This is a genomic window from Actinophytocola sp. KF-1, from assembly GCF_054661535.1.
The window spans coordinates 479,667-499,858 of the sequence record NZ_BAAFVK010000001.1 but is presented as its reverse complement, the minus strand read 5'-3'; the positions used below and the strand labels follow the sequence as shown (position 1 = coordinate 499,858).

The 20,192-nt window shown below is 72.0% G+C and carries 20 protein-coding genes; 10 read left to right on the top strand and 10 right to left on the bottom strand.

Features of this window, described 5'->3' with window-relative positions:
* Window positions 1-131: 131 nt before the first annotated feature.
* The gene (locus ACYQ77_RS02540) at window positions 132-782 is read left to right on the top strand and encodes an O-methyltransferase (RefSeq protein ID WP_459706969.1); all 651 of its coding nucleotides are present in this window, start codon (window positions 132-134) and stop codon (window positions 780-782) included.
* A gap of 166 nt (window positions 783-948) precedes the next feature.
* Here ACYQ77_RS02540 and ACYQ77_RS02535 read toward each other — a convergent pair whose 3' ends face one another.
* Entirely contained in the window at window positions 949-1,227 is a 279-nt protein-coding gene (locus ACYQ77_RS02535) for a hypothetical protein (protein ID WP_459706968.1), read from the bottom strand.
* Window positions 1,228-1,247: 20 nt separating this feature from the next.
* Window positions 1,248-2,468: a glucose-1-phosphate adenylyltransferase gene (glgC, locus tag ACYQ77_RS02530; protein ID WP_459706966.1), complete on the bottom strand. Its 1,221-nt coding sequence runs from the start codon at window positions 2,466-2,468 to the stop codon at window positions 1,248-1,250.
* A gap of 48 nt (window positions 2,469-2,516) precedes the next feature.
* Here glgC and glgA point away from each other — a divergent pair, with 48 nt between their 5' ends.
* From glgA to ACYQ77_RS02515, 3 genes are all read left to right on the top strand, one after another.
* Complete coding sequence (glgA, locus tag ACYQ77_RS02525) at window positions 2,517-3,677, top strand: glycogen synthase (RefSeq protein ID WP_459706964.1); 1,161 nt, start codon at window positions 2,517-2,519, stop codon at window positions 3,675-3,677.
* Window positions 3,678-3,681: 4 nt separating this feature from the next.
* Window positions 3,682-4,215, top strand: a complete 534-nt coding sequence (locus ACYQ77_RS02520) for a GNAT family N-acetyltransferase (RefSeq protein WP_459706963.1) — start codon at window positions 3,682-3,684, stop codon at window positions 4,213-4,215.
* A 62-nt stretch (window positions 4,216-4,277) separates the two neighbouring features.
* Complete coding sequence (locus ACYQ77_RS02515; protein WP_459706961.1) at window positions 4,278-4,721, top strand: GtrA family protein; 444 nt, start codon at window positions 4,278-4,280, stop codon at window positions 4,719-4,721.
* A gap of 216 nt (window positions 4,722-4,937) precedes the next feature.
* Here ACYQ77_RS02515 and ACYQ77_RS02510 read toward each other — a convergent pair whose 3' ends face one another.
* Window positions 4,938-6,440 carry a leucyl aminopeptidase family protein gene (locus ACYQ77_RS02510; RefSeq protein WP_459706959.1) on the bottom strand — a complete coding sequence of 501 codons (1,503 nt, stop codon included), beginning with the start codon at window positions 6,438-6,440 and terminating at the stop codon, window positions 4,938-4,940.
* A gap of 51 nt (window positions 6,441-6,491) precedes the next feature.
* On the bottom strand, window positions 6,492-6,659 hold the full coding sequence (locus ACYQ77_RS02505; protein ID WP_075127418.1) for a DUF3117 domain-containing protein: 168 nt from the start codon (window positions 6,657-6,659) through the stop codon (window positions 6,492-6,494).
* Between the two features lie 184 nt (window positions 6,660-6,843).
* Here ACYQ77_RS02505 and ACYQ77_RS02500 point away from each other — a divergent pair, with 184 nt between their 5' ends.
* A complete protein-coding gene (locus tag ACYQ77_RS02500; RefSeq protein WP_459706957.1) occupies window positions 6,844-7,644 on the top strand; it encodes a PaaX family transcriptional regulator in 801 nt (266 codons plus the stop codon).
* 10 nt (window positions 7,645-7,654) lie between these two features.
* Window positions 7,655-8,434, top strand: coding sequence for an enoyl-CoA hydratase-related protein (locus ACYQ77_RS02495; RefSeq protein WP_459706955.1), 780 nt, complete (start codon window positions 7,655-7,657; stop codon window positions 8,432-8,434).
* A gap of 147 nt (window positions 8,435-8,581) precedes the next feature.
* Here the strand turns inward: ACYQ77_RS02495 and ACYQ77_RS02490 are convergent, their stop codons facing one another.
* Genes ACYQ77_RS02490 through ACYQ77_RS02475 form a run of 4 tightly spaced genes read right to left on the bottom strand, consistent with a single transcriptional unit; the run spans window position 8,582 to window position 11,169 of the window.
* On the bottom strand, window positions 8,582-8,800 hold the full coding sequence (locus tag ACYQ77_RS02490) for an exodeoxyribonuclease VII small subunit (protein ID WP_459706953.1): 219 nt from the start codon (window positions 8,798-8,800) through the stop codon (window positions 8,582-8,584).
* Entirely contained in the window at window positions 8,797-9,234 is a 438-nt protein-coding gene (locus ACYQ77_RS02485; protein WP_459706951.1) for a sugar ABC transporter substrate-binding protein, read from the bottom strand. The genes ACYQ77_RS02490 and ACYQ77_RS02485 overlap by 4 nt, the downstream gene beginning before the upstream one ends.
* Window positions 9,215-10,480, bottom strand: coding sequence for an exodeoxyribonuclease VII large subunit (gene xseA / locus ACYQ77_RS02480; protein WP_459706950.1), 1,266 nt, complete (start codon window positions 10,478-10,480; stop codon window positions 9,215-9,217). Before xseA ends, ACYQ77_RS02485 begins: the two co-directional genes overlap by 20 nt.
* Complete coding sequence (locus ACYQ77_RS02475) at window positions 10,477-11,169, bottom strand: lipid droplet-associated protein (protein ID WP_459706948.1); 693 nt, start codon at window positions 11,167-11,169, stop codon at window positions 10,477-10,479. The genes xseA and ACYQ77_RS02475 overlap by 4 nt, the downstream gene beginning before the upstream one ends.
* 65 nt (window positions 11,170-11,234) lie before the next feature.
* Here ACYQ77_RS02475 and ACYQ77_RS02470 point away from each other — a divergent pair, with 65 nt between their 5' ends.
* Window positions 11,235-12,203 carry a 4-hydroxy-3-methylbut-2-enyl diphosphate reductase gene (locus ACYQ77_RS02470; protein ID WP_459706946.1) on the top strand — a complete coding sequence of 323 codons (969 nt, stop codon included), beginning with the start codon at window positions 11,235-11,237 and terminating at the stop codon, window positions 12,201-12,203.
* A 40-nt stretch (window positions 12,204-12,243) separates the two neighbouring features.
* Here the strand turns inward: ACYQ77_RS02470 and ACYQ77_RS02465 are convergent, their stop codons facing one another.
* Together ACYQ77_RS02465 and ACYQ77_RS02460 are read right to left on the bottom strand one after the other, a co-directional pair.
* The gene (locus tag ACYQ77_RS02465; protein WP_459706944.1) at window positions 12,244-13,221 is read right to left on the bottom strand and encodes a DUF6542 domain-containing protein; all 978 of its coding nucleotides are present in this window, start codon (window positions 13,219-13,221) and stop codon (window positions 12,244-12,246) included.
* A 148-nt stretch (window positions 13,222-13,369) separates the two neighbouring features.
* On the bottom strand, window positions 13,370-14,401 hold the full coding sequence (locus tag ACYQ77_RS02460; RefSeq protein ID WP_459708116.1) for a DNA recombination protein RmuC: 1,032 nt from the start codon (window positions 14,399-14,401) through the stop codon (window positions 13,370-13,372).
* A gap of 39 nt (window positions 14,402-14,440) precedes the next feature.
* Here ACYQ77_RS02460 and ACYQ77_RS02455 point away from each other — a divergent pair, with 39 nt between their 5' ends.
* The 3 genes from ACYQ77_RS02455 (at window position 14,441) to ACYQ77_RS02445 (ending at window position 20,189) form a co-directional block, all read left to right on the top strand.
* Complete coding sequence (locus tag ACYQ77_RS02455) at window positions 14,441-15,052, top strand: class I SAM-dependent methyltransferase (RefSeq protein WP_459706943.1); 612 nt, start codon at window positions 14,441-14,443, stop codon at window positions 15,050-15,052.
* Between the two features lie 78 nt (window positions 15,053-15,130).
* Entirely contained in the window at window positions 15,131-16,315 is a 1,185-nt protein-coding gene (locus tag ACYQ77_RS02450; protein ID WP_459706941.1) for an exonuclease SbcCD subunit D, read from the top strand.
* Window positions 16,316-16,415: 100 nt separating this feature from the next.
* The gene (locus ACYQ77_RS02445; RefSeq protein WP_459706939.1) at window positions 16,416-20,189 is read left to right on the top strand and encodes an AAA family ATPase; all 3,774 of its coding nucleotides are present in this window, start codon (window positions 16,416-16,418) and stop codon (window positions 20,187-20,189) included.
* Window positions 20,190-20,192: the final 3 nt, after the last annotated feature.

Below are 20,192 nucleotides of genomic sequence, written 5' to 3'. Positions count from 1 at the left end.
GAGTCCCTCTGACAACAAGCATGATTTCGAGCCTCGATGTGAAGGTAGTGAGAGCCGTCTGAGAAGCGCCTGAGAATCGACCGGGGCCTTATCACCCGGTTCGGGGTCGGACAACGCTAATCTCACACTTCGTGGCATCCGATACGCCGACGATCGACTCGGACGCGCTGAACGCGTACATCGAGGGTTACCTCACCGAGGACGACACGCTGGCCGCCGCCCGCAGGCGGGGTACGCAGCTCGGCTGCGCCCCCGTCACGCAGGCAGGCGGCGCCGCGCTGCGGTTCCTGGCCGCGGCGACCCAGGCGAAAGCCGTGGTCGAGGTCGGCACCGGCGCCGGCGTCAGTGGCCTCTACCTGCTGCGCGGCATGGCGCAGGACGGGGTGCTCACGTCCATCGACGTGGACCCGGAGCCCCAGAGCGCGGCCAAGCGCGCGTTCATGGAGGCCAAGATCGCTCCCGGCCGCACGCGGCTGATCATGGGGCGCGCGCTCGACGTGCTGCCCAGGCTGACGGAGGAGGCCTACGACCTGCTGTTCGTCGACGCGGCGAAGCAGGAGTACCCCGGGTACCACGAGCAGGGCGTGCGGTTGCTGCGGCCGGGCGGCGTGATCGCGTTCGCGAGCGTGCTGTGGTCGGGCTCGGTGGCGAACCCGGCCCGGCGGGACGCCGAGACGGTCGCGTTGCGCGAGGTGGCGAGGGCGGTCCGGGACGACGACCGCCTGGTCCCGGTCCTGCTCCCGCTGGGCGACGGCCTGCTGGTGGCCGCGAAAACAGGCTGACCCCGGACAGCGCCCGGCAACTGAAAAATGGCCCGCCCCCAGTACCTCACCTAGGCAGCCCCCACCCGATCCCGGGGGCCACCCCGACGTCCATTCTACCGGGGGTGGGCGACAGTCCCCGGGTTGTCGATCTTGCCTGTGGACAACCGGCGGGGCTGTGGACAGCTCAGTCGTCGTTGGTCGCGACGTAGCCGCCGAGGGTCAGGCCCGCCGCCAGGCCGACCACGAGGAACGCGAACCCGACGCCGTTGAACTCGGCGTCGCCCGTCCACCAGCCCCACACGGCCGTCGCGATCAGCGCGAACGGGAACAGCCCCACGAGCCCGCCGACGATCCCCGCGACCCACCGGATCCGCCGGCCGCCGTGCTTGCCCGCGTCGCCGACCTGCGACATCTGCCAGACAGCCTGGTACGGGTCGCTGCCCGGCGGCTCCGACGGCTCCATCCGTCAAGCGTAGAGCCGGCTCACTCCGCCCGTTCGCCTTTTCCGAGAACGACCACGCCACCGGCCGACACCGTCCACCGCTGCCGGTCGACGTCGAGGTCCACGCCGATCTCCGCGCCCTCGGCGACCTGCACGTTCTTGTCGAGGATCGCCCGGCGCACCACGGCGCCCTTCCCGACCCGCACGCCCGGCAGCAGCACGCTGCCCTCGACCACCGCGCCGTCCTCGATCACCACGTCGGCGCTGATCACCGAGTCGCGCACCGACGCGCCGGACACGATCGAACCCGGCCCGATCATCGACTCGACCGCGCTGCCCGAGTTGACGAACTTCGCGGGCGGCAGCGGCGGCGTCGCCGTGCGGATGGGCCAGCGGTGGTTGTAGAGGTTGAACACCGGGTGCACCGACACCAGGTCCAGGTGCGACTCGTAGTACGCGTCGAGCGTCCCCACGTCCCGCCAGTAGCCGCGGTCCCGCTCGGTCGCGCCCGGCACCTCGTTGTCGTCGAAGTCGTACACGCGCGCGTCGCCGCGCCCGACCAGCATCGGGATGATGTCGCCGCCCATGTCGTGCATCGACTCGGGGTTGGCGGCGTCCTCCCGCAGCGCGTCGAGCAGCGTCTCCGTGCGGAACACGTAGTTGCCCATCGACGCGAACGTCACGTCCGGGTCGTCCGGCACCGACGGCGGCGACGACGGCTTCTCCAGGAACCGGGTGATCTTGCCGGTCGCGTCCGAGTCGATGCAGCCGAACGCCTTCGCCTCCGACCTCGGCACCCGGATCCCGGCGACGGTCACCCCCGCGCCCGCCTCGACGTGCTCGGCGACCATCTGCGAGGGGTCCATCCGGTACACGTGGTCGGCGCCGAAGACCACGATGTGGTCCGGCTTCTCGTCGTAGACCAGGTTCAGCGACTGGTAGATCGCGTCCGCGCTGCCCGTGTACCAGCGCGGCCCGAGCCGCTGCTGCGCGGGCACCGGGGTGATGTACTGCCCGAGCACGCTGGACAACCGCCACGTCGTGGAGATGTGCCGGTCCAGCGAGTGGGACTTGTACTGCGTGAGCACGCACAACCGGTGATAGCCGGCGTTCACGAGGTTCGACAGCACGAAGTCGATCAGCCGGTAGTTGCCCCCGAACGGCACCGCGGGTTTCGCCCGGTCGGCGGTCAACGGCCACAGCCGCTTCCCTTCGCCCCCGGCGAGCACGATCGCGAGCACGTGTGGCTGCTGGCCCTTCACGTGGCTGACCCTAACCGCGTTCGCACAGGTACGGCTACCTTGAGCCACGTGCGTATCGGGCTGTTAACTCGCGAATGGCCGCCGGAGGTTTACGGCGGAGCAGGCGTTCACGTCGAGTTCCTCGTGCCGAGGTTGCGTGAACTGATCGATGTCGACGTGCATTGCTTCGGTGGACCGCGCTCGGGTGAGGGTGTTCATTCCCACAACCCGGCGGCCGGTCTCGAGCGGGCGAACCAGGCGTTGCGGACGCTGTCGGCGGACCTGTCGATCACGGCGGCCGTCGACGGCGTGGACCTCGTGCACTCGCACACGTGGTACGCCAACCACGCGGGCCACCTGGCGAAGATCCTCTACGACGTGCCGCACGTGGTCACCGCGCACTCGCTGGAGCCGCGCAGGCCGTGGAAGGCCGAGCAGCTCGGCGGCGGCTACCGGCTGTCGTCGTGGGTGGAGAAGACGGCGTACGAGTCGGCGGACGCGATCATCGCGGTCAGCGAGGGCATGCGCGCCGACGTGCTCGACTGCTACCCGGCGCTCGACCCGGAGAAGGTGCGGGTGGTGCGCAACGGCATCGACTCGTCGGCCTACCACCCGGTCACCGAGTCGGACGCGCTGCGCCACTACGGCGTCGACCCGGACCGCCCGATCGTGGTGTTCGTCGGCCGGATCACGCGGCAGAAGGGCGTCGGGCACCTGATCGCGGCCGCGCACCAGATCGACCCCGGCGCGCAGCTGGTGCTGTGCGCGGGTGCGCCGGACACGCCGGAGATCGCCGAGGAGACCACGCAGGCGGTGTCGGAGCTGGCGGCGGCGCGGCCGGGCGTGTACTGGATCCAGAAGATGCTGCAGCCCGCGGAGGTGCGGCAGTTCCTGTCGCACGCGACGGTGTTCGTGTGCCCGTCGGTGTACGAGCCGCTGGGCATCGTGAACCTGGAGGCCATGGCGTGCGGCACGGCGGTCGTCGCGTCGGACGTCGGCGGCATCCCGGAGGTCGTGGCGGACGGCAGGACGGGCCTGCTGGTGCACTACGACGAGGCGGACACCTCGACGTTCCGGGTGGGTCTCGCGGACGCGGTGAACAGCCTGCTGGCCGAGCCGTACCGGGCGAAGCTGATGGGTGACGCTGGCCGGGAGCGGGCGGTCACGGAGTTCTCGTGGGCGTCGGTGGCCGAGCAGACGGTGGCGGTGTACCGGTCGGTGATGGGCTGAGCCGGTGCGCGCGCAGCTCGGGTCCGGCGAGGTGACGCTGCGACGCTGGCGCGAGCAGGACGCGCCGGCGCTGCACCGGGTCGTGCAGGAGTCGATGGCGCACCTGCGGCCGTGGATGGCGTGGGTGGCGGACGGCTACCCGCCCGAGGCGGCGACGGCGTTCGTGGCGAGCACCGTCGCCGACTGGGAGCGGGGCGCGGCGTTCAACTACGCGATCTTCGTGTCGGGTGGGCTGGCGGGCGCGGCGAGCCTGATGGCGCGTGTGGGGCCGAGCGGGCTGGAGCTGGGTTACTGGCTGCACCCGGACCACGTGGGCCGTGGCGTGGCGACGAGAGCGGCGTCGCTGCTGGTGGCGGAGGCCTTCCGGACGGGCGCGAACCGGGTGGAGATCGTGACGGACGTGGCGAACACGCGCAGCGCGGCGATCCCGAAGCGGCTGGGTTTCGCGGTCGTGGAGCGGCGGCCGCCGCAGGAGCCGCTCACGCCCGGCGAGGACGGGCTGGACGTGGTGTGGCGGCTGACCCCTGACCGGGGTTGATCCGGGGAAGCTCAGGGATCTTCCTGAGAGCGTGTTCAGCCCGGGGGCCATAGCTTCGACGCATGGCACCTCCACGCATCCGACTGGCCCGTTTCACGGTGGCGTCCGCGATCGCCACCGGGATCAGCCAGGTCGTGTTGCTGCTGGTGTACGGCCTGACGAGCGTGGACGCGACGACCGCGAGCACGGTGGCGTTCCTGGCGGGTTCGGTGCCGCACTTCCTGATGGTGCGGTACTGGGCGTGGCCGCCGGGCAAGCTGCGTGCGCAGCTGACGACGTACCTGACGGTGACGCTGATCGGCGGTGTGGCGTCGATCGCGCTGACGACGGCCGCGGAGAAGCTGGTGCTGCCGCTGCTGCCGAGCGGCTGGCAGCCGGTGGCGCTGACGTTGAGCTACCTGGCGGCGAGCGGCCCGGTCTTCCTGGCGAAGTTCGCCATCTTCGACCGCGTCTTCGCGGCCCGCACCCGCCGCTACCCACCGCTGGCGACGGCAACGGCGAGCTGACGCGCGGGGCGGACATCGCCTCCTGGAAGCACCGCCCGCCCGGGCGGTTCCCAAGCCACAAACTCGGCCCTGACCTGCGAAAACGCCCCCGCCCAGTACGTCAGGGCGGCCCCCACCACTCCCGGGGGCTCCCCGCTGACCAGTCTACCGGGGCCCACCGACAGGCCCCGGGTTGTCGATCTTGCCTGTGGACAACCGCGGGACCTGTGGACAACGTCAGGCGTGCGCGGCCACCAGCTCGACCAGCGTGCGTGCCGCGAAGCCCGTCGCACCCGCGGTGACCTCGTCGTAGTTGCGGTCCGCACGAGCAGGGCCCGCGATGTCAAGGTGCGCCCACGGCAGCCCGCCCGTGAACTCGCGCAGGAACATCGCCGCCGCGATCCCGCCCGGCCCCGGCGGGCACTGGCGCACGTCCGCGATCTCGCTGCGCACCGCCTCCGCGAACTCGTCCGCCACCGAACCGGCGTCCGAACCCAGCGGCATCCGCCACCAGCGCTCGCCCGCCGCCTCGCCCGCGGCGAGCACCTGCGCGGCCACCTCGTCCGTCGACGCGAACAACCCGCCGGTCCGCAGACCGAGCGAGACCTTCATGGCGCCGGTCAGCGTCGCCACGTCCACGATCAGGTCGGGCTTCAACCGGTCCACCGCGTAGGCGAGCGCGTCCGCCATCACCATGCGGCCCTCGGCGTCGGTGTTCGTCACCTCGGTCGTGCGGCCGCCGTAGTGCCGCACCACGTCACCCGGCCGGTACGCCGACCCCGACACGTGGTTCTCCGCGCACGACACCAGGCCGGTCACCCGCACGTTCAGCCCGAGCCGCGCGACCGCCTCCACCGCCGCGATCACCGCGGCGCCACCAGCCATGTCGGTGCGCATCAGGTGCATGCCGTCGGCGGGCTTGATCGAGATGCCGCCCGTGTCGAACGTGATGCCCTTGCCGACCAGCACGACGTGCGGCGCCTTCGCGGACGGCCGCCACGTCAGCTCGACGAACCTCGGCGGGCGGGCCGAACCCCCGCCGACCGCCAGCACGCCGCCGAAGCCCTGGTCCGCGAGCCACTTCTCGTCGCGCACGACGACGTCGGCGACCTTGCCCGCGGTCCGCGTCGCCATCCGCGCGAGCCACGCGGGGTCCTTCACGTTCGACGGCGTGTTCGCGAGGTCGCGCGCCAGCGCGGTCGCCTGTGCCAGCACCGCCGCGCGCCGCACCGGCTCTTCCAACGCCGGGTCGGCTGTCACGAGCCGGATCGTCCGCACCGCGGGCGGCGCCGCCTCCGCCGTCACCGCGTACCGGTACCCGCCCAGCCGCAGCCCGCACACCAGCTCGCTGACCTCGTCCGGCCCGACGGACGACGGCAGCTCCAGCTGCACCGTCCGCTCCGGGGACCGGCCCGCGTCGGCGTCGTGCGCGATCCGCGCGTTGAGCGCCTTGGTCAGGGCGGCGCCTGCTGTGCGCCACTGCGCAGGGCTGCCGTCCCCGACGCCCGCGACCCACCGCACCGACGAACCGGCCGGACCGGGCTGCACCTCGCCTGCCTTGCCGGTCAGGGCGACGGCGTTCACCCACTCGTCGGTCAGCTCCTCCCCACGAGCCGACAACGACGTGGGCGCCGCGTCACCCGAGCGGCACACCACGGCGAGCGGGGTCGTCCGCCGCGCCGTGGTGGTCACCTCTACCTCGGGGAGTGCCGTCGGTAACGCGGGCACCGATGTTTGCAACGGACCTCCATACTCGACGGATCACCGACCCAGAGATTCCACTCTGGACCCTCAGCCAGCCGCGGCCTTCAACGCGTCACCCAGGGCACTTGCCTCCTCAGCCGACATCTCGACGACGAGGCGCCCACCGCCCTCGAGTGGGACGCGCATCACGATGCCCCGACCCTCCTTGGTCACCTCGAGGGGACCGTCCCCGGTCCGGGGCTTCATGGCCGCCATAGCGTGCTCCCTCCGTCATAGCCTGCCACCCTGGCCGGACGCACCCGGCCAAAGACCCTGACATTCTCCCCTATGCCATCTCGCCGGTGAAATCGGAACCGATCACCTGCGTGTCGGTGACCGGCCAAGACAGGTTCGGACCGCACTGGCGCCGGGCGGCCCCGCACTGACAGACTCGAAAATCGTGCGAGCCCGGTCCGCGCTGTTCGACGTCTACGGCAGCTACCTCAGAGCCAGAGGTGGCTCTGCCGCGATCGCGGCCCTCGTCCGCCTGCTCGAACCGCTGGGCTTCGAGCCGCCCGCCATCCGCACGGCCGTGTCCAGAATGGTCCGGCAGGACTGGCTGCGGCCGGTCCGGCTGACCGACGGCCCCGGCTACGCCCTCACCAAGCGCGCCGAGCGCAGGCTGGACGAGGCCGCCGCCCGCATCTACCGCACCCATCCCTCCACATGGGACGGCCGCTGGCACGTGCTGGTGCTGGAGGAACTGCCGACGCGCGGCGCCCGCGACCGGCTCGACTCGTCTCTGCGACTGATCGGCTACGGACCGTTGGGGCCCACGACCTGGGTCGCGCCCCGCCCGTCGCCGGAGCTGGCGGACATCCTCGCCGCCGAGCACATCGCGGGCAGGCTGTTCCTCGGCGAGCACGACGGCGACGACGCCGACCTGGCCGCCCGGGCGTGGGACCTGGAGACGCTGGGCGCGGACTATGCCGGATTCGTGACCGAGTGGCTACCCATCGTGTCCGCAGTGGACGGTTCGCAGCCCGCGGAGGCGTTCGCGGCGTCGCAGCGGCTGCTGCACGCGTGGCGCAAGTTCCTGTTCCGTGACCCGGGCCTGCCGGAGAAGGTGCTGCCCAGGGACTGGGCGGGCACCGCGGCCGCGGAGTTCTTCGACGAGCACACCGCGCGGCTCGCGCCCGCGGCGGAGAGTTTCCTGTCGGAATGCCTCAGCAGAGGCGGACGCACCAGGTCGAGTGCATGAGGAGGATGTTTTGACGTCGCTGCTGGTCGACGACCGCGAGGGGGTTCGCACGTTCACCCTCAACCGCCCGGAGGCGTACAACTCGCTGACGGTGGAGCTGAAGGAGGCGCTGCGCGACGGTCTCGCCGACGCCGCGGCCGATCCGGCGGTCCGGGCGGTGGTGCTGACCGGGGCGGGCAAGGCGTTCTGCGCAGGTCAGGACCTGAAGGAGCACGTCGCGGCGCTGCAGTCGGACGACCCGGCCCCGTTCCGCACGGTCGAGGAGCACTACAACCCGATCGTGCGCACCCTGACGACGATGGCCAAGCCGGTCATCGCCGCGGTGAACGGCATGGCGGCCGGCGCGGGCGCGTCGTTCGCCTACGCGTGCGACCTGCGGATCGCCGCGCCGGGCGCGAAGTTCCTGATGGCGTTCGCGACCATCGGCCTGACCGCGGACTCGGGCGCGTCGTGGACGCTGCCGCGCCTCATCGGCTACGGCCGCGCGATGGAGCTGATGCTGCTGGCGAAGCCGGTGACGGCGGAGCGCGCGCTGGAGATCGGCATGGTGACCGAGGTGGCGGACGACGCCCTGGCCACGGCGCAGGAGCTGGCGTCCCGCATGGCGGCGGGCCCGACGACGGGTTTCGGGAAGATCAAGGAAGCCCTGCTGACGGCCGCGGGCGCCGACCTGGAAGCCGCGCTTGCCAAGGAGAACGAGGGCCAGTCCCTGCTCGGCGCGACGGCCGACCACCGCGAAGCGGTGGACGCGTTCGTGACCAAACGCCCGGCGACCTTCACGGGCCGCTGACCCGCTCGCGCGCGCGTTGCCCAGCCCCCACCCGATCCCGGGGGCGTCCCGCCGTGCCAGTCTACCAGGGGTGGGTGACAGTCCGGGGGTTGTCGATCTTACCTGTGGACAACCGGTGGGGCTGTGGACAACTCGGCCGGTGCGCGCTCAGTTCGCGGCGTTGTCCGAGTCCGCGGCCGCCAGAGCCGACTCGATGCGTTCCTTCGCGCCCGCCAGGTGGCGGTCGCAGAGCTTCGCCAGGGCCTCGCCGCGTTCCCACAGCGCCAGCGACTCCTCCAGGGACAGGCCGCCCGCTTCGAGCTTGGCCACCACCTCCGCCAGCTCGTCGCGGGCGGCCTCGTAATCGAGGGTCGGGTCGTCGCTCACTGGGCGTGGGTCTCCAATCGGCTGTGGGCGTTCACCAGCGCGGCGGCCACCGCCTGGTCGTATCCGACGAACGCCTCCGCGAAGTCGGCGCCGTCGCGTTCGGCGACCGCCTCCTCGATGCGTTCCAGGGCGGCGCCCACGCGGTGGCGGTGCTGCGAGCCGCGGCCCAGCCACCAGCGCATGCCCGTGTAGTCGGACGTCGCCTCGGACAACGCGCGCAACCGTACCGGCAGCGTCCGGCAGCCCGGCGCGTCGCAGCCGGCGAGCAGAGCCGCCCAGCACTCGGCGGCCGCGGCGTCGGCCTCCTTCGCCCGGCGGGACACGACGTCGGCGGGAGCACGCAGCGCGGGTTCGGTGGCCATGGCACGGGCGACCGCGTTGGTGGTCTCGATGGTCAACGGCAGGAACGTCGGTTCACGATCCAGTCTCGGCACCGCCACCTCCGCTCGCGTCACCCCAGTCGGACGCGATCGCGTGCACCGCGCCGTCGGCAACGCGGACCCGGAGCCGGGTCCCATCCGGCGCCTCTGCCGTCGAGCGGAGCACTCGCGGGTTTCCTTCCTCGTCCACCCACTGCACGACCGCGTACCCGCGGGCAAGCGTGGCGGCTGGTCCCAGCGTCGTCAAGCGCGCCCTGGTGTGGTCCAGGGACGCCCGTTCGGATGACACGAGCGCGGTCATCGCCCGGCGTGATCGCTCCACGAGCATGCTGACCTGCGCACTCCGCTGTTCCAGCGGCGTGAACGGATCGGCCAGGACAGGCCTGCTGCGCAGCGCGTCCAGCCGGTGGCGCTCGCGATCCACCCATCCGTGCAACGCGCGGCGCGCACGGTCACGCAGTTGGCGCACCCGCGCGGTCTCCTCGGCGATGTCCGGCACGACCCGCTTGCCTGCGTCGGTCGGCGTCGAGCACCGGACGTCGGCGACGTGGTCGAGCAGCGGCGTGTCCTGTTCGTGCCCGATCGCGCTCAGCACCGGCGTGCGGCAGGCGGACACCGCGCGCAGCAGCGTCTCGTCGGAGAACGGCAGGAGGTCCTCGACGCTGCCGCCGCCGCGGGCGATCACGATGACGTCGACGTCCTTGTCCCGGTCGAGCGCGCCGAGCGCGTCGACGATCTGCGGCACCGCGAACGCGCCCTGCGTGGCGACGTTCTCCACCCGAAACCGGACGGCGGGCCACCGGGCGCGGGCGTTGACCATCACGTCGTGCTCGGCCGCCGACGCCCGGCCGGTGATCAGCCCGACGGTGTTCGGCAGGAACGGTGGTCTGCGCTTCCGGCGCGGGTCGAACAGGCCCTCCGCGTGCAGCAGCTTCCGCAGCCGCTCGATCCGCGCGAGCAACTGGCCGATGCCGACCGCGCGGATCTCGTCGGCCCGCAGCGACAAGGTGCCGCGCCCGATGAAGAACGCGGGCCGCGCGTGCAGGATCACGCGTGCGCCGTCCGTCAGCGGCGGTTCGTGCGCGCGCAGCATGCCGGTCGGGCAGGTGACGGTCATCGACACGTCCGCGGCCGGGTCCCGCAGCGTCAGGAACGCGGTGCCGGTGCCCGGCCGGTTGGAGATCTGCGTGACCTGGCCCTCGACCCACACGTCCCCAAGGCGGTTGATCCAGTCGGCGACCTTGCGCGCGACGGTCCGCACCGGCCACGGCTTCTCCGGACTGGTTGCGGGTTCGCTCACGTCTGGTCGCGCACGGTGGCGATGCGCCGGGTCAGCATGCCGACGAACGACGGCCGGTTGCCGTGCGCGCGTTCGTAGTCGAGCAGCTCGGCCAGCTCGTCGGCGGTGAACTGGCGGAGACGGGCACGCAGCTGCGGCAGCGACAGCTCGTCGTAGCCCGCGGCCTCGGGCAACGAGCGACCCTCGGCGAGGCTGTCGTCGAGGCGGCCGTCGACTCGGTCGTCGAGGCCGTCGGCCGGGCTGTCGAGGCCGTCGGCGGGGTCGTCGTGCGCCTCGGTCTCCTCCGCGAGGGCCTGCTCTTCCTGCGACCACGGGTCGGATGTGGCGAACGTCTCGGCGCTCGTGCTGTGGTGACCGTTACGCCGTTCTTCCTCGTCCTCGGCCTCGACCCGGTCGAACGCGGACTCGAACGGCGCCGGCTTGCTGAAGTCGAAGCGGTCGTCCTCCACGTCCTCGTCGAAGGTCGCCCACTCCGGCGTCTCCTCGACCGGGCGGAGGCCCGCCAGCACCTCGTCACCACGTATCGCCAGCTCGGTGATCTGCTGCTGCACGCGCATGGAGACCTGCAGGGCCTGGCTCGCCACGGTGACCGGCAGTCCGGCGATCTTGGCGGGCAGCGTGCGGGCCTGTTCCACGGCCATGACGGCGAGGCCGGCCGCAACCCGGACGGGGAGCGGTAGTGACTTCATGTGTCTAGCCTGCACCAGTCCAGCCGATCTGCCTACACAGGTGTCCGGTCCGTACGCTGGGTGGCATGACCAAGCGAGTTCTGCTGGCCAAGCCGCGCGGGTACTGCGCCGGTGTCGACCGCGCCGTCGTGACCGTCGAGAAGGCGCTCGAGACCTACGGCGCGCCGGTCTACGTGCGCAAGGAGATCGTCCACAACAAGCACGTGGTCGAGACCCTGAGCGAACGCGGCGCCATCTTCGTCGACGAGGCGGACGAAGTGCCGGAGGGCGCGCTCGTGGTGTTCTCCGCGCACGGCGTGTCGCCCGCGGTCCACGAGCAGGCCGCGTCCCGGCAGCTGCGCACGATCGACGCGACGTGCCCGCTGGTGACGAAGGTCCACCAGGAGGCCAAGCGCTTCGCCCGCGACGACTACGACATCCTCCTCATCGGCCACGAGGGTCACGAGGAGGTCGAGGGCACGGCGGGCGAGGCACCCGAGCACGTCCAACTCGTCGACACCGCGGAGGACGCCGCGAAGGTCACCGTCCGCGATCCGTCGAAGGTCGTGTGGCTGTCGCAGACCACGCTGTCCGTCGACGAGACGATGGTGCGCGTCAACCAGCTCAAGGAGCGCTTCCCCGAGCTGCAGGACCCGCCGAGCGACGACATCTGCTACGCCACCCAGAACCGCCAGGTCGCCGTCAAGGCGATGGCCGCGGAGTGCGACCTGGTGATCGTGGTCGGCTCGCAGAACTCGTCGAACTCGAAGCGGCTCGTCGAGGTGGCGCTGCAGGCGGGCGCGAAGGCGTCGTACCTGGTCGACTACGCACGCGAGGTCGACGAGGCCTGGCTCGACGGCGTCGAGACCGTGGGTGTCACGAGCGGCGCGTCGGTGCCGGACATCCTCGTCATGGACCTGCTGTCGTGGCTCGCGGACCGCGGCTACGGCGAGGTCCAGGAGGTCACGACCGCCAACGAGAAGGTCGCGTTCGCACTTCCGCGCGAGCTGCGCAAGGCCTTGAAGGACAACGACCTCCAGGGCAGCGTCCGCTAGGCAACCGCCACGGCCACGGCATCACGGACGTGGTGCCGTGTCAGCGCGTGCTCTCCGGCGGGCGGCGGCGCGGCTGACGCGGCGTCCCGCCACGACCCTCGCGGCCACCGTCCCGGCCCGCGTCCCGGCGACCACGCTCGTCGCGGGACCGGCCGCCCTCGGCACCCGGCTCACGGCGGCGCGGCGTCGGGTCGGCGCCACGACCGCGCGCCCGCCCAGGCGTGTCGGAGGGCTCACCCCGCCCGCGCTCCGCGCGCCCGGCGGCAGCGTCGCGACGGCGCGCGTCCCGACCGCTCTCCCGGCCGGCGTCACGGTCACTGTCCCGGCCCGCCGCAGGCTCCCGCGACGGACGCGATCCACGACCCGGCCCGCGACGTGCGGCCCGGTCGTCGAGCGGCGGCAGCTCTTCCATCTCCGGCCGGCCGCGACGTGCCGGCGCCGCGGCACGTTCCTTGCCCGTCCGCTCGCGACCGCGTCCGCCGATGCCCTGCCCGGGCTCGTCGTCGAGACCGATGTCGGCCCCGCGCTGCTTCGGCGGCTTGTTCGGCCGCACGTCCGGGTCGGGGTCGCGTTCCCGCCACCACCGGAACAACCCGATCAGGACAACCACCGCGGTCGTGATCCCCATCGTCGGGAAGTTGCTCGTCAGCGGCCACGCCACCGAGAGGAGCAGCGACTTCAGCCCGCCACCGCCCGTCTTCGGGCCCAGCAGCGCGACCGCGCTCACCGACGTGATCGCGAAGACCAGCGGCGGCTGCACCATCGGGCCGAACAGGCTCCTCCTGCGCACGAGACAGATCGCGCCGACACAACCCAGGACGAAGGCGCCCTGGTAGATGCGTCCCAGCGAGTCCTGCCGCTGCATGTCGACGAACGCGGCGATCGCCGTCAGGCCGAACGCCAGCAGGACTGCGGCCCACCAGGGCAGTCCACGGAACTGCCCGATGATGGGACGGTCGTCCCACGCCGGTTCGGCGTCTACTTCAGGATCGCTCCTGCGATCGCGGGTCGCGGTCACGGCGCACACGTTAGTGGAACCGGCAACAACTCCGGCCAGCGTTCTGAAAACGGCACTCCCGAAGCCACACCATGATGTGAACCGGGACACAGTCGATCACTGTCCGCTGCCGGTGCCCGCGAGCAGCGCCATATTGAGTTGTGGGTGGTCAACGGTCCAACGGCACCTCCACATCGGACAATTCGTCGTACTGCTCACCCGGCAGCGCGTCACGGGCGGTAGGCGAGGCGTTGGTGACCACCTCGTCGGCTCGGCGCACCGCCGGGAGCGGCGCCGGACTGGCGGCGGCCTCCGTGAGCGGCGCGACCGCGGCCGTGAACTGGTTCAGCGCGTCCAGCTCACGCCGCCGCGCCTGCACGAACCGCTGCAGGTGCGTGCTCGACACGTTCACCGCGTCGACCGCGTTCTCGGCCGCCCGGTGCGCGGCGAGCGCCTGCCCGCGCAACGCGTCGATGTCGGCGGCCAGCACCCGTTCGCTCGCCGCGAGCATCGCCGCCGACGCGATCACCGCGAAACCCGTCGGCCCGCACACGAACACCCGCCGGTCCAGCAGCCACCGCAACAGGTCGGGGTCGGTGTCCAGCGCCGCGACCACGGCCGCGTCCGAGGGGACGAACATGATCGTGCCGTAGATCGCGTCCGCCCACCGCTGGTAGCCCTTGCCCGCCAGTTCCGTCGCCCTGGACCGGATGTTGCGCACGTGCACCCGCAACGCGTCCGCGCGCTCCTCCGGGTCGTCGGTCTCGACCGCCTCCAGCCAGCAGGCGATCGTCATCTTCGCGTCGACCGGCACGAGCCTGCCGTCGCCGACCGACAGCAGCATGTCCGGCCGCACGGATCCGCCGCCCGCCACGTCGGTCTGCAGGGTGAAGTGCAGGCCCTCCCGCAGACCAAGCGACCGCGCGGTCTCCACGAGCACCTGCTCGCCGAGCTCACCGCGCCCGCTGATCGACGCGAACATCACCTCGTAGCGACGTAAGGCAGCGGCGTGCGCGTCGGTCCGGTCGCGCTCCTCGCGCACGGCCTGCACGGCGTCGTCCAGCCTGCGCTGGCTGTCGTTGTACAGCCGCCGGAACAGCGCCGCCCCACCGACGAGGAGGAGCAACAACACGAATGCGACGGTGCCGAACACCGCTTCCACTGACGTCCCCTTTCCTGGGCTCGGTCGAGTGGAATGCATCATGAACCAGACCACCGACAATTTTCGGGAGGAGCCGTCGTGGCGGACTGGAGCACCGACTCGTTCGAGGATCTGTACGCCTCGGTGGGTGGTGATCTGGATCGGGTCCCGTGGGCGCGGCTCGGCCCGAACCCGCTGCTCGTGGCGTGGCTGGACCGCCGCGTGATCACGCCCGGCAGCCGCGCGCTGGTGATCGCGTGCGGGCTCGGCGACGACGCGGAGGAACTCGCCGGGCGCGGTTGCGCGGTCACCGCGTTCGACCTGTCCGAGACCGCGATCAGCTGGTGCCGCCGCCGCTTCCCCACGTCCTCCGTGCACTACCAGGTCGCTGATCTGCTGGCACTGCCGGGAGATTGGGCGCGCCGGTACGACATCGTCGTCGAGGTGAACACGATCCAGTCGATCTCGCCCGCCCTCCGCGACCGGACCGTGCGGGCCATCGCGGACACGGTCGCACCGGGCGGTGCGCTGTTCGTCCGCTGCGCGGGCAGGGCGGACGACGAGCCCGTCGACGCGCGGCCCTGGCCGGTCAGCCGGAAGGATCTGGCGGCGTTCGAACGGGCGGGTCTGCGGGAGGTCGAGTTCGCCGAGGACGACCCGGAACCAGGCCGGCATCGCTGGTTCCGCGCGGCCTACGAACGAATTTTCTGATGATTTTCCTGGGAGCTTCACTCGTTCGAGTGGCGCGCCTCCCGGTTTTTGTCGGTGCCTCCGCCTAACTTTGCCCCCATGCGAGTGCTGCACACCTCCGACTGGCACGTGGGACGGATGTTCCACGGCCGGGATCTGCTCGCCGACCAGGAGTCCGTGCTCAGCGGGCTCGCGGACCTGGTCGCCGACGAGCGGGTCGATGTCGTCGTGGTGTCCGGCGATCTCTACGACCGCGCGGTGCCGTCCGGTGAGGCGGTGTCGGTCTGCACCCGGGTGCTCGACCGGATCCGTCAGGCCGGCGCGCGGCTGGTGATCACGCCGGGGAACCATGATTCGGCACCTCGGCTCGGTGCGTTCGCGGAGTTCGCCGCGGCAGGCGGGCTGCACCTGCGTACCCGGGTGGCCGAACTCGACCGGCCGGTGGTGCTGGAGGACAGGCATGGACCCGTTGCCTTGTACGGGATCCCCTACCTGGAGCCGGAGCCCGCGCGGCACTCGCTGGGCATGGATGCGGCTGGGCATGCCGGTGTGCTGACGGAGGCGATGCGGCGGGTGCGCGCCGATCTCGTCTCACGCGGCGCTGGTGTGCGGTCCATCGTGCTCGCCCACGCGTTCGTCACCGGCGGCGCCCCGAGCGCGTCGGAACGGACGATCTCCGTCGGCGGCGTCGAGCAGGTACCGGGCGCGGTATTCGACGGCGTCGACTATGTGGCGCTCGGCCACCTCCACGGGCCCCAGCGGCTGGCCGAGCACCTGCGTTACTCCGGCAGCCCTCTGGCGTACTCGTTCTCCGAAGCACGGCACCGCAAAGCCGTGTGGCTGGTGGACCTGGACGCGGGTGGGCTCGCCGGGGTCGAGCGGCGGGACCTGCCGGTCCCGCGCGCCCTCGCCACGGTCACAGGAAACCTCGACGAGCTGCTCACCGCTGACGAACACGAGCGGCTCGTGGACTGCTACCTGTCGGTGGAGCTGACCGACCGGGTGCGGCCGACGGACGCGTTGCGCCGCCTGCAGAAGCGGTTCCCCCACGCCGTGCACGTGGACTGGCGACCGGTCAGCGGGTCGCTCGCCACCCCACTGCGCTACGCCACGACCGTGCGAGACCGGTCCGACCACGACGTGGCGTGCGACTTTGTCACCGACTGCCGGGGCGCGGAGCCCACCGAGAGCGAGCGCGCACTCCTGCGTGAGGCTTTCGCGGCGGTGGCGAACGACGAGCGCGCGGAACTCGCGCGGCAGCGCGGGAGCAGGGAGGCCGCATGATCGAACCCTGCTTACCGCTGGCCACCGGCGGGCGGCGCCGAGCATGCGCGGCGCCGTCCCCCGGCAGGCACCCGCTCGCCGCCGACGCGAGCGGAGACCGGTGAGGCTGCATCGGCTGGAGCTGACCGCGTTCGGGCCGTATGCCGGTCGTGAGGTGGTGGACTTCGACCGGCTCGGCTCGGACGGGCTGTTCCTGCTGCACGGCGACACGGGCGCGGGCAAGACGACGTTGCTGGACGCGGTGGCGTTCGCCTTGTTCGGCGCCGTGCCCGGAGTGCGCGACCAGGCGAAGCGGTTGCGGTGCGACTACGCGGAACCGGACGTGGTCACCGAGGTGCGGCTCGAGCTGAGTCTGCGCGGGCACCGGTTGCGGCTCGTGCGGAGTCCGGAGTACCTGCGTGCCAAGAAACGAGGTGAGGGCACCACAAAACAACACGCGAAGGCGTCGCTGACCTGGGTCGGTGCCGCACCGAAGGGGCACGCTCCCGATGGGCTGACCCGGATCGACGAGGTCGGCCGGACCATCGAGCGGCTGCTCGGAATGAGCAAGGACCAGTTCTTCCAGGTGGTGCTGCTGCCGCAGGGTGAGTTCGCGCGGTTCCTGTGCGCGGAGACGGCCGAGCGGGAGAAGCTGCTGGAGAAGCTGTTCGGCACGCAGCATTTCGCGTTGGTCGAGCAGTGGTTCCGGGAGCGGCGGGCCGAACGCCATCGCGCGCTGGACGCGGGACGGCTGCACTGTGTGCAGCTGGTCGCGCGGCTGGCGCAGGTGGTCGGCACCGAGCCGCCCGAGGACGACGCGGCGGACGAGGCATGGCTCTCGTCGCTGGTCGCCGCGGCTGAGGCGGACGCCGAGGAGACCGTCGCCCGTGAGCTGGCCGCGGCGGTCGCGCGCGACCGGGCCGAGGCGGAGCTGCTCGCCCGGCGGGAACTGGCCGAGCGGGTGCGGCGCAAGGCCGCGGCGGAGGCGGAGCTGACCGCGTTGGCGGCGGAGGCCGAGACGCGGGCGTCATGGGCCGAGGAGCTGGCGGCAGCCCGACGAGCGGCACCGGTGGTGACGGCTCATCGCGAGCTGGCGCGGGTGGAGGCACTTGCCCGTGCGGCTGAGAAGCGGGTCGCCGCGCTGACCGCTGAGGTGCCGACTGCCGAGGAGCTGCGGCGTCTGGTCGCGGGTTACAACCCCGGAGACGAGGCCGCGGTCCTCGACACGCTTGGCTTGCCAGGCGCTGGCAACCCGGCCACCGAAAGCCCGCCCACCGACGCCGCGGATCTCGACGCGCTTGGCTTGCCGGGCGCTGGCAACGCGGCCGCTGGAGGCCGCGCGGCCGACGCCGCGAACCTCGGCACCCCCGGCGTGGCGGAAATCGGCAGCCCGGCCGCCGAAGGCCCTGCTGCCGAGGCCGCGGACCTCGACACGCTTGGCTTACCCGGCGCTGGCAACCCGGCGACCGAAAGCCGCGCGGCCAACACCGCAGACGTCGACACGCTCGGCTCGCCGAGCGCACGCAACCCAGCCACCGAACGGCACGCGGCCAACACCGCAGACGTCGACACGCTCGGCTCGCCGAGCGCACGCAACCCAGCCACCGAACGGCACGCGGCCAACACCGCGGACCTCGACACGCTCGGCTCGCCGAGCGCACGCAACCCAGCCACCGAACGGCACGCGGCCAACACCGCGGACCTCGACACGCTCGGCTCGCCGAGCGCACGCAACCCAGCCACCGAACGGCACGCGGCCAACACCGCAGATCTCGACACGCTCGGCTCGCCGAGCGCTCGCAACCCAGCCGCCGAACGGCACGCGGCCGACGCCGCGAACCTCGACACCCCCGGCGTGGAGGGCATCAACAACCCGGATGCCGAACGCCGCCCGGGCGACGCCGCGGACCTCCACGCGCCTGGCCTGCCGGGCGTTGGCAACCCGGCCGTCGGAGGCCGCGCGGCCTCTGACGGCGACTCGCTGGGGTCCGGCGGTTCCGTGGCGAGCGGGGTTCGGTGGTGGGCTGGGGCCTTGCGGGAGGTTGCCGGGCTGTTGGCGGGGCTCGTCGACGAGGCTCGGCAGCAAGGGGCTGACCAGAAGCGGGTCGAGGAGCTGCGGTGGCTGGAGAGCCGGGCGGCCGAGGTCGTCACCGCCAGTGGGGAGCGGGTGGCCGCTTTGCCCGCGGAGCTTGCCGCTGTCCGGGAGGCGCTTGCCGAGGCCGCCCGAGCGGTCGCGGAACTGCCTGCGCTCGTCGCCGCTCGGGAGGAGTTGGCGGCGCTTGTGCGGGACGCGGAGCAGGTGCCTGTGGCTCGGCGGGTGGTTGGTGAGCGGGCCGCGGCTGCTCAGGCTGCTGTCGAAGCCCACCTCGCTGCCCGGGAGTCCACCTTGGACATTCGGGAGCGGCGGCTGGCTGGCATGGCTGCCGAGCTTGCCGGGGAGCTTGCTGATGGGGAGCACTGTCCTGTTTGTGGTTCCGTCGAGCATCCGACTCCCGCTGTGGGGGTGGCCAGCTCCGTGACCGCCGATGATGAGCGGGAGGCGGTTCGGGTCGAGCAGGAGGCCGACGCTGTTCGGCAAGAAGCTGCGCGGCGGTTGGCTGCTGCCGAGCAGGGGCTCGCCACCCTGCTCGATCGGCTTCGGGGGCGGGACGCCGATGAGCTGAGCGCAGCTCTGCGCGCTGCTGTCGAGGCGCACGAGCACGCGGTTCGGCTCGCCGGTGAGCATCGTGGGCTGCGGGATCGTGTGGAGCGGCTCGAGGCGGAGACCGACGACGTACTCAACCGGTTGCGGGAGGCCGAGATAGAGACGACCGGGTACGCGCGCGAGCGGGTCACCCTGGTGGAGCGGATGAGTGAGCGCGCCGAGCGGTTGGCTTCCGCTCGCGGTGGGTTTCGGGACGTGGGGGCTCGGCGGCTGCACCTGCTCGGTGTGGCCGGGCGGTTGGAGGAGTTGGCGTCCGCTCACGTCGAACTGGGCGCTGCCCGGGGGCGGGTCGGTGAACAGCTCGCCGCGGTTCGGGACGCGCTTGGTGTTGCCGGGTTTGCCGACGTTTCCTCGGCGCTCGCCGCTGGGCGGGTGGACGTCGACGGGCTTGAGCGGCGGCTTCGGGACGCCGCCGCTCGGGAAGCCGGGGTTCGGCGTGTGCTCGACGAGCCCGAGCTCGCCGACGTCGACACCTCGGTTCGGGTCGATGTCGGTGGGGCGGCCGACGCCTACTCCGTCGCGCGGGTGGAGATGGAGGCGGCTGTCGCCGCGGCTCGGGGGGCTCGGCAGCGGGTCGCCGACATCGCCGAGCTGGCTTCGCGGTTGCGGAGTGCCTGGGAGGAGTTGCGGCCCGCCCTTGCCGAGTTCGCCGAATTGTCGGAGCTGACGGACGTCGTCAACGGGCGGGGGCAGAACGCTCGGAAGATGTCGCTTCGGGCGTACGTGCTCGCGGCTCGGCTGGAAGAGGTGGCGGTCGCCGCGACCGCCCGTTTGCAGCGGATGAGCGACGGGCGGTTCTCGTTCGTACACACCGATGTCGCCGGGCCTCGGGGGATGCGGGGTGGGCTGGGGCTGGACGTGCTCGACGCCTACTCCGGGCAGGCGCGGCCGGCCAAGACGCTCTCCGGTGGGGAGACGTTCCTCGCCTCGCTCGCGTTGGCGCTCGGGTTGGCCGACGTCGTCGCCGCCGAGACCGGTGGGGCGCTGCTGGACACGTTGTTCGTCGACGAGGGATTCGGGTTGCTCGACGCCAACACCCTCGACGAAGTGATGGACACGCTCGACGAGTTGCGGGCCGGTGGGCGGGTCGTCGGGCTGGTGTCGCATGTGGAGGAACTGCGGCACCGCATCCCCACGCGGTTGAAGGTGCACAAGTCGCGCACCGGGTCGCGGGTCGAGCTGATCGGTTGATGC